The organism is Pseudomonas sp. 32A, assembly GCF_052682255.1.
In genome coordinates this window covers 6,733,232-6,746,916 of record NZ_JBQYLY010000001.1, presented here as the reverse complement: position 1 = coordinate 6,746,916, position 13,685 = coordinate 6,733,232, and the positions used below count along the sequence as shown (strand labels likewise).

Here is a 13,685-nt window from a genome sequence, read left to right as displayed (position 1 = left end):
GCCTGAAACCGGTTTCAGGAAACACCAACTCAGAAGATCCGTCAAGCCAATGCGCCGCTGATGGAGGGGTTTAAACCGACGAGCGGCTATGCCTACCTGTTAGTTTTGACAGTACCCAAGCGTGGTATTTGGGCGCTTAATCCTTGCCAAGCGCATCTTCCTTTGCATCGTCGGCAGGACATTTATATGAACACTTCCAATGCTCGTCGCAGAAGCAATATTTTGTCTTTTTCCGAGATCAAGGTGCCCATCCTTGATGATGCCGTGCCCCCCATTCTCGATGGGTATATCCCGCGCGAGTACCTTGATTCGGATATTGAGGTGGTCATCGAGGAGCTTTGGCCAGAGTCCGCGCCGGCGGGGAACTTCGACGTCCTGATCGTTCATTGGCGGCAAAGTGGTAGTGAGGGGGAGCCGCTCCTAAACAGGCGGTTCAATGGCCCGATTGATCCAGATCTCTTTCCACTGCGTATTCCAGTCGAGCGACGGTATCTGGAGAACGACGGCACCGTGTTGCTGAGTTATGAGGTGCTTGAACAGGGCAACTTGCCCACCTTTTCACCAACGCGCGTGTTAGTGCTGGACCGTACCCCACCCAACAATAATACCTCCCCCCAGGGGCCTGAATTTCCCGTTGAATTCATCGATGAGGATTACCTGGCTGAGAACCCGATTGTGAACATGCGAGTACCCTTTTACACCGGCCGTCGCGCGTGGGACCGGGTCGAGTATTACCTTTCGAATGTGACACCACCACACGACCGGAATACGCCTGATGGGTTTTTTGACTTTCCTACTGAAACTGAACCGTTGGTTTTTCCCGTCCCAGGGGATTTGTTTCGCCTTTATCCAAACGGTCTTCAATACATGCATATTGTGTTGCGCGATCGTTCCGGTAACCCGGGGCCGCGATCAAACCAGATAACGGTCGTTGTGAACCTGGACGCGTCGCCCTCCGACCTCCAGCCACTGGTCATTCCGGCGATGGTTAACGGCTCGATTAATCGCCAGGATGCGCGCCTTGGGGTTGTGGGGAAGGTGCTGTACGACAATTGGCAGGAGGATGACCATGTCACGGTTACATGGGGTTCTACAACGTTATCGCCACTGCAGGTCACAGAGTTGCCCTTTGATGTCCGAATTCCTTGGGAAACGTTGATTGCCCAGGGGGCGGGGCCAGCTTCCGGGGTTGCCACGTACACCATTACTCGCGCCGGTGGAACGCTCCCCACACTTCCCAGCCCACCGACGGTGATCACATGGAACTTCACGGTGGCGGGGCAAGACCACAGCGGTGCACCGCAACTGCTGAATCTCGACCTGCCTGCCGTGATGATCTGGGGCGAGGGTTCCACGACAAAGAACCATATTGATATACGTGATCGGGATCAGCGTATTTACGCCAGTGTTCCGTTGTACCACCGGCCCCAGGATGGGGAAGAGTTGACGTTGTACTGGGGTAACTTTCCCAGTACCGCTGTACCGGTTGCACACTATACGGTGGATGTAAGTAAGGGCGATGTGGAAGGCAGTATTGTCGAGTTCAGTGATATTCCGTGGAGTGTGATTATTGGTTCAGGCAATGACGACAGAATGCCTGTTTATTACACAACCTCTAATGGTGTTAATGAACAATTGGCCAACTTCACCAGCGTGACAGTGGCCGTGGTTCCTATATTGAGTCTTACACAAGTTCGGTTTCCCAGTGCCACTACACAGATGTGGATAAATTGTGACACTGTGCCCCCCATGTGGGACCACATCCCCGTGGAAATTGCGGCCAATACACAGTTCAGAGAGGGCGATGCGGTCACGTTGAGTTGGCAGGGTTATGAGGGATTTTACACCGGCCCCATTGACGGGACCGAAGACTCTTTAACGCATTTCCTTTCGGCGGAAGAAGCGGAAAACGGTTATATATTCAAGCAAGATAACTATGAAGACAAGATAAAGCCCATACGGTCGGACGATCCGACAAGCCGCGGGAGCTCGGCACTGGTGTCCTACGTCGTGCTCCGTGGTGCCAGAGTCATAGGCAAGGCCCGAGAGCGGCAAGTCAAGATTGACCAACGCCACTCCAGTGGACGTTATTGCGGTCCCGACGAAGACGGTGAGCAGGATTCGCCTGTGAACGAGTGAGTCAGCCCAAATAATAAAATTGAGCTTCGATAGTGGTCTCAAGTGTTTTAGGGACGGGGCCAACTATTCGGTTCTGGGCGAGCGATTTTCCGTTTCGCCTGTGACATTGAAGTGGTAACCGGCGTTAATAATTCGCTTATGGAGAACGTAGATGACTATCTTTAGTAAGAAACAACAGGCCGCACTTGCCTCTCGAAAACTCAATCGAGAGTATGTTTCCAGGCACGGTGGGGGGACTTTTGCGTTTGAAGCGCCAGCGTTCGATTCGTTGAACGACGATGGGCTGATTCCCGTAAGCGCCTCAAAAGAAAACTTAACTATTTCATTTGAGGCGCCGACACCTGGCGTAGACCTTAAGGAGGCCAAGCTGCACTTGGTAATGCGCGCTAAAGGTCTGACAAACTGGGGAGAACCGTTGGAAGACTGGGTTTATGAGGGCCGTGGCAATCTGATTCGTCCGGACGATATTGTAACCTTCGATATTCCTTCCTCCCTCCTGCATGAAGGGCAACACGAAATTGCTTATATCCTGTATGAAAGCTCTCTCCCTACGACCTCACGCGTCGCGCCGTTAGCGATTGATGAGACAGCGCCTTACAAGTTTAGATTACCCACATCCAATCCGCGTGCGCCGTCATTTCCAGCCGACCTGGGGGAAGAAATTGACGAAGATTATATAAGTGATCACGACCGAGGGTTGGTTTGCACTTTTCCGGATTATCCGGATTACGGTAGAGCAGAGGGAGACACCATCACATATTACTTTTCGAGGTATACGTCAGTGCAATTTGCTACACCTATCGACACGACGCCAGTGACAGATAACCTTGAGTTTGTTATCCCCTGGGACCAGATCCGAGTGCTGAAAGCGGGCGAGTACTTTTTGTTCTATATCCTGACCGACCTGGCCGGTAACAAGAGCAGTGAATCTTTCCCCACTGACATCCGGGTGAATGTGGTGGGAGTGCCTGATCCGTTGCAGGCGAGGGTACCCTTGGCACTGCCTGGCGATGGCTTGATTGATTTGCAGGATGCTTACGAGCCCGGAGGCGTTATTGTCGAAATTCGTGAGTACAACAACGTGCGAGAGGACATCGATATCATCGACCTCACATGGGGCGGTGAGTCCGCGGGGCGCTTTAACGTCAGGGATTACACGCCGTTTCCTTTGAGGCTGCCTGTCGACTCCGACATCATTTTTAAGGTTTATGATGAAGGTACTGGGGAAACGGACACGGATATCGAGTATCGGGTGGATCGCAATGGCGCCGACTACGACGCGCCTCCTTTGACCATTAAAGTGGACCTTTCCAGCCCCGGCCCCAGCCCGACGCCCGACCCGGAAAACTCTCAGCTCAACCGGGTGCTCGTGTACGGGAGCGATCCCGACCTGGAAAACGAGTTGCCGTCGGAAGACTTCGGCAAGGAGGCGACCGTCGAGATTGTGCTGTGGGACAACCCGCCACCCATGCCGGGCATCATTATTACCGGTTATTGGGGCAGTTTTGCGGACTCCTTCGGTCCAATGGCGCTGACTGATGAAGGCCCTGGCGATACCGTCACCCTTACAGTGCCTTGGGCAACAATCAAGAAGGTTAGAAACGGCACGGTCCCTGTGTTCTACACCTTGAGTTGGCCGGTCAACGACAACTTCCAACGATCGCGTTCCCAGGATGTTGTCGTTAATGCCGACAGGATAGTCATGGAGCAACCGACGTTCGTCAAGGCGGGCGCGAACTTGACCTGCACGGATTTGAATCGGGCCGACTTATCGGCAAGTGTCAGAGTGCCAGGTAATAGGGTTTATTTTGAGGAGGGTGCGATTGTCCGCCTGGAATGGCAGGTGTGCAGCGATCAGGCCGGCCAAATGCCGGTGGGAGATCCTGTACCGTTCGAGTCAGAGCCTTTGACGTCGGATATGGTTGTCAGTGGCTTCCCCGTCACGATCAAACCTTACGACACCGTCATCAGGCCTGCCGGGCGAAATTCGGTCCGAATTCAATACTTTGTGACGATTGACGGAGCTGAGCAGCCCTCCAATATTGGCATTACAAGGACGGTGTTCGCTAACCAGAATACGCCGCCGCTCTACTGCGAAGATCTGGTGCTTTTTGGAGAGGATGAAGAGTAGTCATGCACGTTGTCCAAAGGGCGCTTCGGCGCCCTTTTTTTCGGCGGTCATACGTTCCTTGTGTCGTTACGTAACGCCATCCTTGTCACTCCTGATGCGCCTTTTTCTTTTTGCGTTCAGATAAATCCTACATTCATCGTTAACAGTCATCTGTAGTTTTGCGGGCCTTAACTGGCCAGTTTCACTGCATTCGAAACAGGCCGAACTTTATGTTGCGGAACGCCTGTTGAACGAGTGAGTGATCATGAATACCCAGTCTGTTTTTAAGTTAAGCCCTTTGGCCATCGTTGTTAAAGTCACGTCGATTGCATCATTGTTGGTGCTCGCCCCGCATACCCAGGCGAGGTTGATCGAAAATAGAACCGAGACCATTGGCTTTCACGACGCGCTCGACAGCTATACGTTGGAAAATGCCACGCTCAACGTGATAGACGGACGAACGCTGAACATCTATGCCTCAGGCTCCAACCTGAACCTGAGCGAGTCGAGCAGGGTCCAGGGTAAGGTCGTCGCACAGGCCGGCTCGAACGTCAACGTGGACAGCAGCCGCGTTACCGCGCACGGCCGTTCCAATGCGGGCATCACGTTGTACAGCAGCAATGCGCTGATTAACGACAGCGTGATTTCCAGTGCTGACTACCATGGGTTGGTGGTCAATCGTTTCTCAGACTCCGTTGTGGGTTCCAACGCGGCCGTCAATGACAGCGTGGTTTCCGGGGCTACCGGCGGTGCAGTGGTCGGAGGCCACAGCGTGTTGAACCTGGACCGCAGCATCGTGCAGGGTATAGACGCTGGCAGTTTCGGTTTGAAATTGCAGGGCGCAGAGGCCCATGCTCGTCAAAGTGTCATCACTGGCGGCCTCAACGGCGTCGTCCTGACGAATGAACCCCGTAGTGCGCTTGGCAATAGCTTGGTACTGGACAATACCCGCGTGACCGGCGAAACCGGTGCCGCGATTGTGGTGGAAGGCCTGCTGGGCAGAGGGGCCAATGCATCGATTGAGGTGCTCAATGGCTCGACACTGTCCGGTGGCAACGGCAACCTCCTTGAGGTTAAGGATGGGTCTTCGGCCACGGTACGGGTCGACAACAGCCAACTGATGGGCAACGTGATTGTTGAGTCGGGCAGTACCACACACCTGGACTTGCAGAACCGGGCTGCGTTGACCGGTCGCCTGGAAAATGTTTCGTCGTTGAGTGTCGGTAGCCAGTCACTGTGGGACATGACCGGCAACAGCCAGGTCGGCGCATTGAACCTGTCGGACGGGATGATCAGGTTTGGTGCGAGTGACGCCTTTTACCAGTTGGACTTGGCCAGCCTGTCCGGTAACGGCACGTTTGTGATGGGCACCGATTTTGCTCGGGGCTTGACCGACTTCCTCAACATCACGGGTTCCGCCAGCGGCAACCACCAATTGCTGCTATCCAGCAGCGGCGTTGAGCCGGTCAGTGCGAGTGAGGTGCGTATTGTGCATACCGGTGGCGGTGATGCGCAGTTTTCGCTGGTAGGCGGTGCGGTCGATGTGGGGGCGTGGTCCTATGGGCTCAAGCAAGACGGCAATGACTGGTTCCTCGACCCGTCGTCGCGGGTCATCAGCCCTGGCACCCGCTCGGTGCTGGCGCTGTTCAATGCCGCGCCTACCGTGTGGTATGGCGAGTTGTCCTCTCTGCGTACCCGTATGGGTGAACTGCGTCACAACGGTGCCGAGTCCGGCGGATGGATCCGCAGTTATGGCAACAAGTACGAGGCGAAAGGCGCTGCCGGCAATGGCTACACGCAATCGCAGCGTGGTTTTTCCCTCGGCGCGGATATGCCGGTGATGGACAGTCCATGGCTGTTGGGGGTCATGGCGGGTCACAGTGAATCAGACCTGGATGTTGGCCGTGGAACGTCGGGCACTATCAAAAGTTACTACATCGGTGCCTATGCCACCTGGATGGATGAAGACAGCGGCTACTACTTTGACGGTGTGGCCAAGGTGAACCACCTGCGCAATGACTCCAAGGTGGGGTTGAGCGATGGCACAGAGGCCAAGGGTAACTACGCCACTAATGCCCTGGGTGTTTCGGCAGAGGTGGGGCGTAATATCAAATTGGATGATGCGTTCTTCGTCGAGCCGTTTGCCCAAGCGTCGGTGATGACTGCCAAGGGCAAGAGCTACCAACTGGATAACGGGATGCAGGCCAAGGGCGATCACACCCACTCGGTCCTGGGTAAATTGGGGGTGACTGTCGGCCGTGATTTTGTGCTCGATAGCGGTAGCGTTGTACAGCCTTACTTGCGCGGTGCGGTCGCTCATGAGTTTGCCAAGAACAATAAGGTGTCGGTGAATAACCAGGCGTTCAATAACGATCTCTCGGGCAGCCGTGCGGAATTCGGTGCGGGGGTTGCGGTGTCCTTGTCTCAGAACCTGCAGTTGCATGCCGACTTCGAACATGCGAAAGGCAAGCGTGTTGATCAGCCCTGGGGTGCCAACGTGGGCGTGCGTTACAGCTGGTAATCAACAATGCCCTGGATCAAGTGATAAAAAAACGCCCCGGTTTCCGGGGCGTTTTTTTTGGGGTCAGACATTGAACAGGATTTGCAGACGCTGCTCCTGCCCATTGACGTCAACGTAGTAAACGTCCAGGGCACCACTGACATGGTTGGTTTCTCTGCTATGCATAAACTCGATAAGGCCTCGCTGAGCGGTATACGCGGGAGGTGAGTTCTCATTGAGTTCCATGTAAACCACTGAAAAACGATCATCAGGCTCGTCGAGCCTCAAGGTGTACCGTCCAGAGGGCAATAGATTTCGATCCGCCAGGTACTTGAAAATAACCACTCGCCGACGGTTGCCAATGCCTATGTCTCGCTGAGTGGCCTCAACCCACCAATGCCCGGAATGAAGGGTATGTTGGGGGGCGTCGTCGTTGAAATCCTGAGGGCCAATCTTTCCCTTGAAATAAACTTGTGTAGTGGCCCGGCTTTTTTCACTTACCGCAGATGCAGTTGCAGTACTCATGGTTATAGTCTCCCGCTTTCGTCAATAAATGTCCTGGGAAGGCATCATTGCCCACATGGGACAGGCCTGTTAAATACGACAGTTTACGGTTGCCTCGTTTGCACGCGCTTTCATTCCATTGCCTTTATTGAAATATTGTCGACGACCAGAAAAGTAATGCCCAGTATTTGCAGCGTGAAATCATGAACCCCGAGGGGGATGGTGAATGAGTAGGTGTATGTATCCCAGCCTCCCTCTCCGCGTAACTCGAGCTCAGGTACGTGATCGGGGGCTATATGAAACTTTACAAGCCCATGGCCGCCGGTTGGCGTTTGCGCATCGATAGAGAAGACAAGCGCCTGCCCGGGAACGACCCTGATGTCCTGCTCGATATAAGCGCCCAGATTCAGCTGACACCGTTGATCGTGGAAGGTCGCGAAATTGGGCGGCGGTGACGGAGTCCATTCATCGCTGTTGCGTGAAAAGTCCCCGTTACGGATCAACTCAATCGGTATGGTCGTTCCTTCTTCCTCCACCAGCCTGACGTTATCGAACCAAACGTCCCCCGACGTTCCTGTCAATTGCACGGTTGCGCTGACAGTGCCTGTGGGAGGCGTGAACGTTAATGACTGACGCAACCAGCCTTGATTGCCGGACATCGATATCGATTCATTGACCCCCGAAGGCTGAAAAACCACGGTTATCGAACCGGCACCTCTGTAAGTGATCAGCGTAAACAGGCTGAGGGTATAGGCCGTTGCGTCAACCACCCGCACCGTTTGCTCGGCCATTCCTTGAGTTCTGACGATGCAACTGTGCTGGGAAAAATCCACCCTGCCGGGAAGTGTCGCGGTGGCCGTCCAATGGGTTCCATGGTCGATAAATTTTCCATTCAGGATCAGGTTCTTATTTAACGGAACGGGTGGTGACATGGCGTGCTCCCGCAGGCCCTGATATCCGGCCAGGCCCGTGCTTTTTGACAAGTGGTTTTATTCAGCGCCATTAACACCTTGTCCACAACTGTCAGAATTCACAGGTTTGCTCGCCATTCGTCGCCTTTTCTATGCCCCCGCTAAAACGCTCAGCCAGGCGGAGCCGAACAACAACAACGCCATGCCTTGGTTAAAGCGCCGCATGGCCTTGGCCGAGTGAAACACCCGGCTCGACCCCACCCCCAGCAGCGCCCACACTCCCAGGCACGGCAACGAAATCATAAAAAACGCCAACGACAGGTACAGCACATGGCTCTGGCGTTCGTCGCCATTGCCGGCAAACACACTGACCACCGCCAGGGCCATCATCCAGGTCTTGGGGTTGACCCATTGCAGGCTGGCGGCACCCACCAGGCCCAGGCGTTTTTGCGGGGTGTTCGGGTCGATGGCGTCGGCCGGGGCGCGGTAGATCTGCCAGGCCAGATAGCTGAGCCAGGCCACGCCCACCCATTGCATCGTGGCCTGCACCCAGGGCAATTGCGCCAGCGACTGGCCCACGCCCGAGCCCACCAGCAACACAATCCCCGCCGCTCCCATGCAGGCACCCAACACAATAGGCAGTGCAGCCTTGAGCCCATAACGCGCGCTGTTGCTCAGTACCAGGATATTGGTCGGACCGGGGGTGATGGAGGCGACGAAGGCGAATAACAGAAAGGGCAGCAGGGTAGGGAACATGGTGGTGTGACTCCAATCAGCAAGGCAATGGAGTCGATCTTCACAAGCAGCCCGCTAGCTGTCTGGAAGATTTGAGCAGCGCTTGCGGTACGCGGCCGGTGTCATGCCATAGGCCCGCACAAACCAGCGGCCCAAATGGCTTTGGTCGGCAAAGCCCAGGCTGCTGGCAACCTCGGCAGGTTGCTCGCCCTTGGCCAGCAAATGGCGAGCTCGGGCCAGGCGCAGTTGCACCAGATAGGCATGGGGCGGCAGGCCGAAGGCGCTCTTGAAGGCACGGGTCAGGCGGAAGCGGTCTACGCCGCTCGCCAAGGCCAGCTCATCCATGCCGACGTCCTGATGCAGATGGGCATGCAAATATTCGCGGGCCTTGTGGGCCACCAGAGGCAGGCGCGGGTCCTGGTGATAGCGCTGGCGCCAGTGCAATTGGCCGGTCAGGCGTTCCAGCAAGTGGTCGAGGGCGTGTTGGCGCACGATGCGCAGTTCGCCTCTGTGCAGGCTTTGAAACGCCTGGCTGGTGGCAAGCGCCAGGCGTGGATCGCTGGCAAGGGTGGTGGCAAACCCCAGCTGACTGTTGGCCGGGGCTTCCTCGAACACCGCCGCCACTTCCCGCTGCAACCACTGCGGGTCGAGGTACAGCATGCGGTAGGTAAACCCGGCTTCGGTGGGGGCGTGGCCGTCATGGATTTCCCCTGGCTCCAGCAGAAACACCTTGCCGGGGGTGCTTTGGTGCCGGGTGCTGCGGCAATTGAATTGCTGCACGCCTTGCTCCGTGACGCCCACCAGGTAGCTGTCGTGCCAGTGCGGATCGTAGGCATGGCCCTCGAAATGCGCACGCAGGGTTTCGATGCCGGTGTCGGCGTCCTGGGACAGGTCGATCCAGTTGTGGGCGGTCATAAAGCACCGATGGCAGGTAAACGTTGTCGCCAGTTAGCGCGCCCGGGCGGACGCTCGTCTAGAAGTTTTGTGCAGCTCAACCAAACAGCCCGGCGGCAATGTTGATCGAGAACCCCAGTATCGCCGTATTGAACAGAAACCCGATCAGCGATTGCCCCAGCACCACCTTGCGCAGGGTGCGCGTGGCAACCCCGACGTCCGCGGTTTGCACCGCCACGCCGATGGTGAACGAGAAGTACAGGAAGTCCCAGTAATTGGGGGTGCGCAAATCCTCGGCAAAACGCAACGCCGGCTCGGGGCCGTCCCAGGTGTAATACAGCCGCGCGTAGTGCACGCTGAAAATCACCCCGATCAGCAGCCACGAACCGATCACCGTCAGCCCGGTAAACCCGTAGTGCAACAGGCGCGTCGTGGCGTCCAGGTCCTTGCTGCCCACCAGTTCAAAGGTGATGGTCGCCAGGCTGGCGATGGCCGCGATGCACACCATGAACAGCACCAGACCGGCGTTCTCGTCCTCGATCTCGGCGATGCGTTTTACATCGTCGGCGCGGGAATGGCTGGTCAGCCAGAGCATCAGCACCAGGTAGGTCCAGACGCCCGCGTTCCAGCCGATGAGGATTTTGCTGATGATGGTATCGGCCGGAGCCAGGAGGCCCACCGCCAGGCCCAACACGGCGGCGGAGGACAGGCGAGGGTGGGTGCGGGCGAGGAAGGGCATGGGAACTCGATGGGCCAGGGTTTGCGTTACCTTAGCCCACCTGAGTCCTTTGTTCAGCTGTCTTTGTGGCGCTTTTTCACCAGCTTCATCACCACCACGAAGAACACCGGCACAAACACCACTGCCAGCGTCGCGGTGATCATCCCGCCGATCACCCCGGTGCCGATCGCCTGCTGGCTCGCTGAGCTGGCGCCGGTGGCGATCGCCAACGGCACCACGCCGAGGATAAACGCCAGGGACGTCATGATGATCGGCCGCAGACGCAGGCGTGCAGCCTTGAGCGTGGCATCGACCAGGTCTTCGCCCTGGTCATACAAATCCTTGGCGAACTCGATGATCAGGATCGCGTTTTTCGCCGACAGGCCAATGATGGTAATCAGGCCGACCTTGAAGAACACATCGTTGGGCATCCCGCGCAAGCTCACGGCCAATACCGCGCCGAGCACGCCGAGGGGCACCACCAGCAGCACCGAGGTCGGAATCGACCAGCTCTCATACAACGCCGCCAGGCACAGGAACACGATCAGCAGCGACAAGCCGAGCAACAGCGGTGCCAGGGAGCCGGACAACCGTTCCTGCAACGACAGGCCGGTCCATTCCTGGCCGAGGCCCGCAGGCAACTGGCTGACCAGGCGCTGAATTTCTTCCATCGCCTCGCCCGTACTGTGGCCCGGCGCCGATTCACCGGAAATCGCGATGGCCGGGTAACCGTTGTAGCGGGTCAACTGAGCGGGGCCCTGGATCCAGCGCGCTTCGACAAAGGCCGACAGCGGCACCATCTTCCCGGCGTTGTTGCGCACATGGATCTTCATCAGGTCGGCCACCTGGCTGCGCTGATCACCTTCGGCCTGCACCACCACCCGCTGCATGCGGCCCTGGTTGGGGAAGTCGTTGATATAGGCCGAGCCGATGGCCGAGGACAGCACATTGCCGATGTCGGCAAAGGAAATGCCCAGGGCGTTGGCCTGCTTGCGATCCACCTCAAGCTGCACTTGCGGCGCTTCGGCCAGGGCGCTTTCACGCACGTTGGCCAGGATCGGGCTTTTCTCGGCAGCGGCCAGCAGTTCGGTACGGGCCTCCATCAATGCGGCATGGCCCACGCCACCACGGTCTTGCAGGCGGAACTCGAAACCACTGGAGGTGCCCAGGCCATCTACCGGCGGCGGCAGAATCGCATAGGCAATCGCATCCTTCAGTTCGGTAAAGGCCGCGTTGGCACGGTCTGCAATGGCGGCGGCGGAATCCTTGCTGCTGCGTTCCGACCAATCCTTGAGCGTGGTAAATGCCAGCGCCGCGTTCTGCCCCGAGCCGGAGAAGCTGAAGCCCATGATCATCGTGGTATCGCCCACACCCGGCTCGCCGGCGTTATGCGCCTCGATCTGCTCGGCCACCTGCACCGTGCGGTTCTTGCTCGCACCCGGCGGCAGCTGGATGTCGGTGATGGTGTAGCCCTGGTCTTCCACCGGCAGGAACGAGGAGGGCAGGCGGCTGAACAGCACCCCCAGGCCCACCACCAACACCAGATAGATCAGCAGGTAACGCCCGCTGCGCTTGAGGGCATAGGCCACCCAGCCTTCATAGCGGTCGGTGAACTGCTCGAAGCGCCGGTTGAACCAGCCGAAAAAGCCGCCTTTCTCATGGTGCTCGCCCTTGGCAATCGGCTTGAGCAAGGTCGCGCACAGGGCCGGGGTCAAGGTCAGGGCGAGGAATGCCGAGAACAGGATCGAGGTGGCCATCGACAACGAGAACTGCTGATAGATCACGCCCACCGAACCCGGCATGAACGCCATCGGCAGGAACACTGCCACCAGCACCAGCGTGATGCCGACAATCGCCCCGGTAATCTGGCCCATGGCCTTGCGCGTAGCCTCTTTGGGCGAAAGGCCCTCGGTGACCATGATCCGCTCGACGTTCTCTACCACCACAATCGCATCGTCCACCAGGATGCCGATGGCCAACACCATGCCGAACATGGTCAGCACGTTGATCGAGAAGCCCAGCAACAGCATGGTGGCGAAAGTACCCATCAAGGCGATCGGCACCACCAGCGTCGGGATCAGCGTGTAGCGGATGTTTTGCAGGAACAGGAACATCACCGCAAACACCAGCAGCATCGCCTCGCCCAGGGTGTACACCACCTTGGTGATCGAGACCTTCACGAACGGCGAAGTGTCGTACGGGATCTTGTACTCGACGTTGGCCGGGAAGTAGCGCGCCAGTTCGTCCATCTTCGCCCGCACCAGGGTCGCGGTGCTCAAGGCGTTGGCGCCCGGCGACAGCTGCACGCTGACCGCAGTGGACGGCTTGCCGTTCAGGCGGGTGGAGAACTGGTATTCCTGGCTGCCGATTTCCACCCGCGCCACGTCACCGACGCGCACGGTGGAACCGTCCGGGTTGGCCTTGAGCACGATGTCGGCAAATTCGGCCGGGGTCGACAGCTGGCCTTTCACCAGGATCGACGCAGTGATTTCCTGGGTCTTGGTACCCGGCAAATCACCGATGCTGCCCGCTGATACCTGGGCATTCTGCGCCGATATGGCCGCGTTGACGTCGGCCGGGGTCAGGTTGAAGCCGATCAGCTTCTGCGGGTCGATCCAGATCCGCATTGCGCGTTCGGCGCCATACAGCTGGGCCTTGCCCACACCGTCCAGGCGCTTGAGTTCGTTCATCACGTTGCGCGCCAGGTAATCGCTGAGCGCTACGTCATCGAGCTTGCCGTCGCTGGAGGTCAGGGTGACCAGCAGCAGGAAGCCGGCGGAAACTTTCTCCACCTGCAAGCCTTGCTGCGTCACCGCTTGGGGCAGGCGCGGCTCCACGGCCTTGAGGCGGTTTTGCACGTCAACCTGGGCCATCTCCGGGTCGGTGCCCGGCTGGAAGGTCGCGGTGATGGTGGCCGAACCGAGGCTGCTCTGGGATTCGAAATACAGCAGGTGATCGGCGCCGTTAAGCTCTTGCTCGATCAGGCTGACCACGCTTTCGTCCAGGGTCTGCGCGGAGGCACCTGGGTACACGGCGTAGATCTCGACTTTCGGCGGCGCGACGTTGGGGTACTGCGCGACTGGCAACTGCGGGATGGCGAGGGCGCCGGCCAGCAGGATAAACAAGGCGACCACCCAGGCGAAGATCGGGCGGTCAATAAAGAACTGCGGCATG

Annotated in this window: 9 protein-coding genes; 3 read left to right on the top strand and 6 right to left on the bottom strand. The window is 57.7% G+C overall.

From position 1 onward, the window contains the following. Window positions 1-186 precede the first annotated feature (186 nt). The 3 genes from ACUN0G_RS30895 to ACUN0G_RS30885 all read left to right on the top strand — a co-directional run bounded on the left by ACUN0G_RS30895 (window position 187) and on the right by ACUN0G_RS30885 (window position 6,770). Window positions 187-2,139 (top strand): hypothetical protein, encoded by a 1,953-nt coding sequence (locus ACUN0G_RS30895; protein ID WP_445575245.1) that lies wholly within the window; start codon window positions 187-189, stop codon window positions 2,137-2,139. 151 nt (window positions 2,140-2,290) lie between these two features. Further along, a complete protein-coding gene (locus tag ACUN0G_RS30890) occupies window positions 2,291-4,270 on the top strand; it encodes a hypothetical protein (protein WP_445575244.1) in 1,980 nt (659 codons plus the stop codon). Window positions 4,271-4,514: 244 nt separating this feature from the next. Beyond that, window positions 4,515-6,770: an autotransporter outer membrane beta-barrel domain-containing protein gene (locus ACUN0G_RS30885; protein WP_445575243.1), complete on the top strand. Its 2,256-nt coding sequence runs from the start codon at window positions 4,515-4,517 to the stop codon at window positions 6,768-6,770. A gap of 63 nt (window positions 6,771-6,833) precedes the next feature. Here the strand turns inward: ACUN0G_RS30885 and ACUN0G_RS30880 are convergent, their stop codons facing one another. From ACUN0G_RS30880 to ACUN0G_RS30855, 6 genes are all read right to left on the bottom strand, one after another. Beyond that, complete coding sequence (locus tag ACUN0G_RS30880; protein ID WP_445575242.1) at window positions 6,834-7,274, bottom strand: hypothetical protein; 441 nt, start codon at window positions 7,272-7,274, stop codon at window positions 6,834-6,836. 110 nt (window positions 7,275-7,384) lie between these two features. Next, window positions 7,385-8,185 carry a hypothetical protein gene (locus ACUN0G_RS30875; protein ID WP_445575241.1) on the bottom strand — a complete coding sequence of 267 codons (801 nt, stop codon included), beginning with the start codon at window positions 8,183-8,185 and terminating at the stop codon, window positions 7,385-7,387. 129 nt (window positions 8,186-8,314) lie between these two features. Beyond that, a complete protein-coding gene (locus ACUN0G_RS30870; protein ID WP_445575240.1) occupies window positions 8,315-8,920 on the bottom strand; it encodes a LysE family translocator in 606 nt (201 codons plus the stop codon). 54 nt (window positions 8,921-8,974) lie between these two features. Then, the gene (locus ACUN0G_RS30865; protein ID WP_445575239.1) at window positions 8,975-9,814 is read right to left on the bottom strand and encodes an AraC family ligand binding domain-containing protein; all 840 of its coding nucleotides are present in this window, start codon (window positions 9,812-9,814) and stop codon (window positions 8,975-8,977) included. Window positions 9,815-9,890: 76 nt separating this feature from the next. Continuing rightward, window positions 9,891-10,532, bottom strand: a complete 642-nt coding sequence (locus ACUN0G_RS30860; protein WP_445575238.1) for a DUF1345 domain-containing protein — start codon at window positions 10,530-10,532, stop codon at window positions 9,891-9,893. 53 nt (window positions 10,533-10,585) lie between these two features. After that, window positions 10,586-13,684 (bottom strand): efflux RND transporter permease subunit, encoded by a 3,099-nt coding sequence (locus ACUN0G_RS30855; protein WP_445575237.1) that lies wholly within the window; start codon window positions 13,682-13,684, stop codon window positions 10,586-10,588. Between the last annotated feature and the right edge of the window lies 1 nt (window position 13,685).

What these genes read in the sequence shown, in the direction of transcription:
- ACUN0G_RS30890 (WP_445575244.1), top strand. Translation starts at nt 2,291, where the DNA reads ATGACTATCTTTAGTAAGAAACAACAGGCCGCACTTGCCTCTCGAAAA.
- ACUN0G_RS30885 (WP_445575243.1), top strand. Translation starts at nt 4,515, where the DNA reads ATGAATACCCAGTCTGTTTTTAAGTTAAGCCCTTTGGCCATCGTTGTT.
- ACUN0G_RS30880 (WP_445575242.1), bottom strand. Translation starts at nt 7,274, where the DNA reads ATGAGTACTGCAACTGCATCTGCGGTAAGTGAAAAAAGCCGGGCCACT.
- ACUN0G_RS30865 (WP_445575239.1), bottom strand. Translation starts at nt 9,814, where the DNA reads ATGACCGCCCACAACTGGATCGACCTGTCCCAGGACGCCGACACCGGC.
- ACUN0G_RS30875 (WP_445575241.1), bottom strand. Translation starts at nt 8,185, where the DNA reads ATGTCACCACCCGTTCCGTTAAATAAGAACCTGATCCTGAATGGAAAA.
- ACUN0G_RS30870 (WP_445575240.1), bottom strand. Translation starts at nt 8,920, where the DNA reads ATGTTCCCTACCCTGCTGCCCTTTCTGTTATTCGCCTTCGTCGCCTCC.
- ACUN0G_RS30895 (WP_445575245.1), top strand. Translation starts at nt 187, where the DNA reads ATGAACACTTCCAATGCTCGTCGCAGAAGCAATATTTTGTCTTTTTCC.
- ACUN0G_RS30860 (WP_445575238.1), bottom strand. Translation starts at nt 10,532, where the DNA reads ATGCCCTTCCTCGCCCGCACCCACCCTCGCCTGTCCTCCGCCGCCGTG.
- ACUN0G_RS30855 (WP_445575237.1), bottom strand. Translation starts at nt 13,684, where the DNA reads ATGCCGCAGTTCTTTATTGACCGCCCGATCTTCGCCTGGGTGGTCGCC.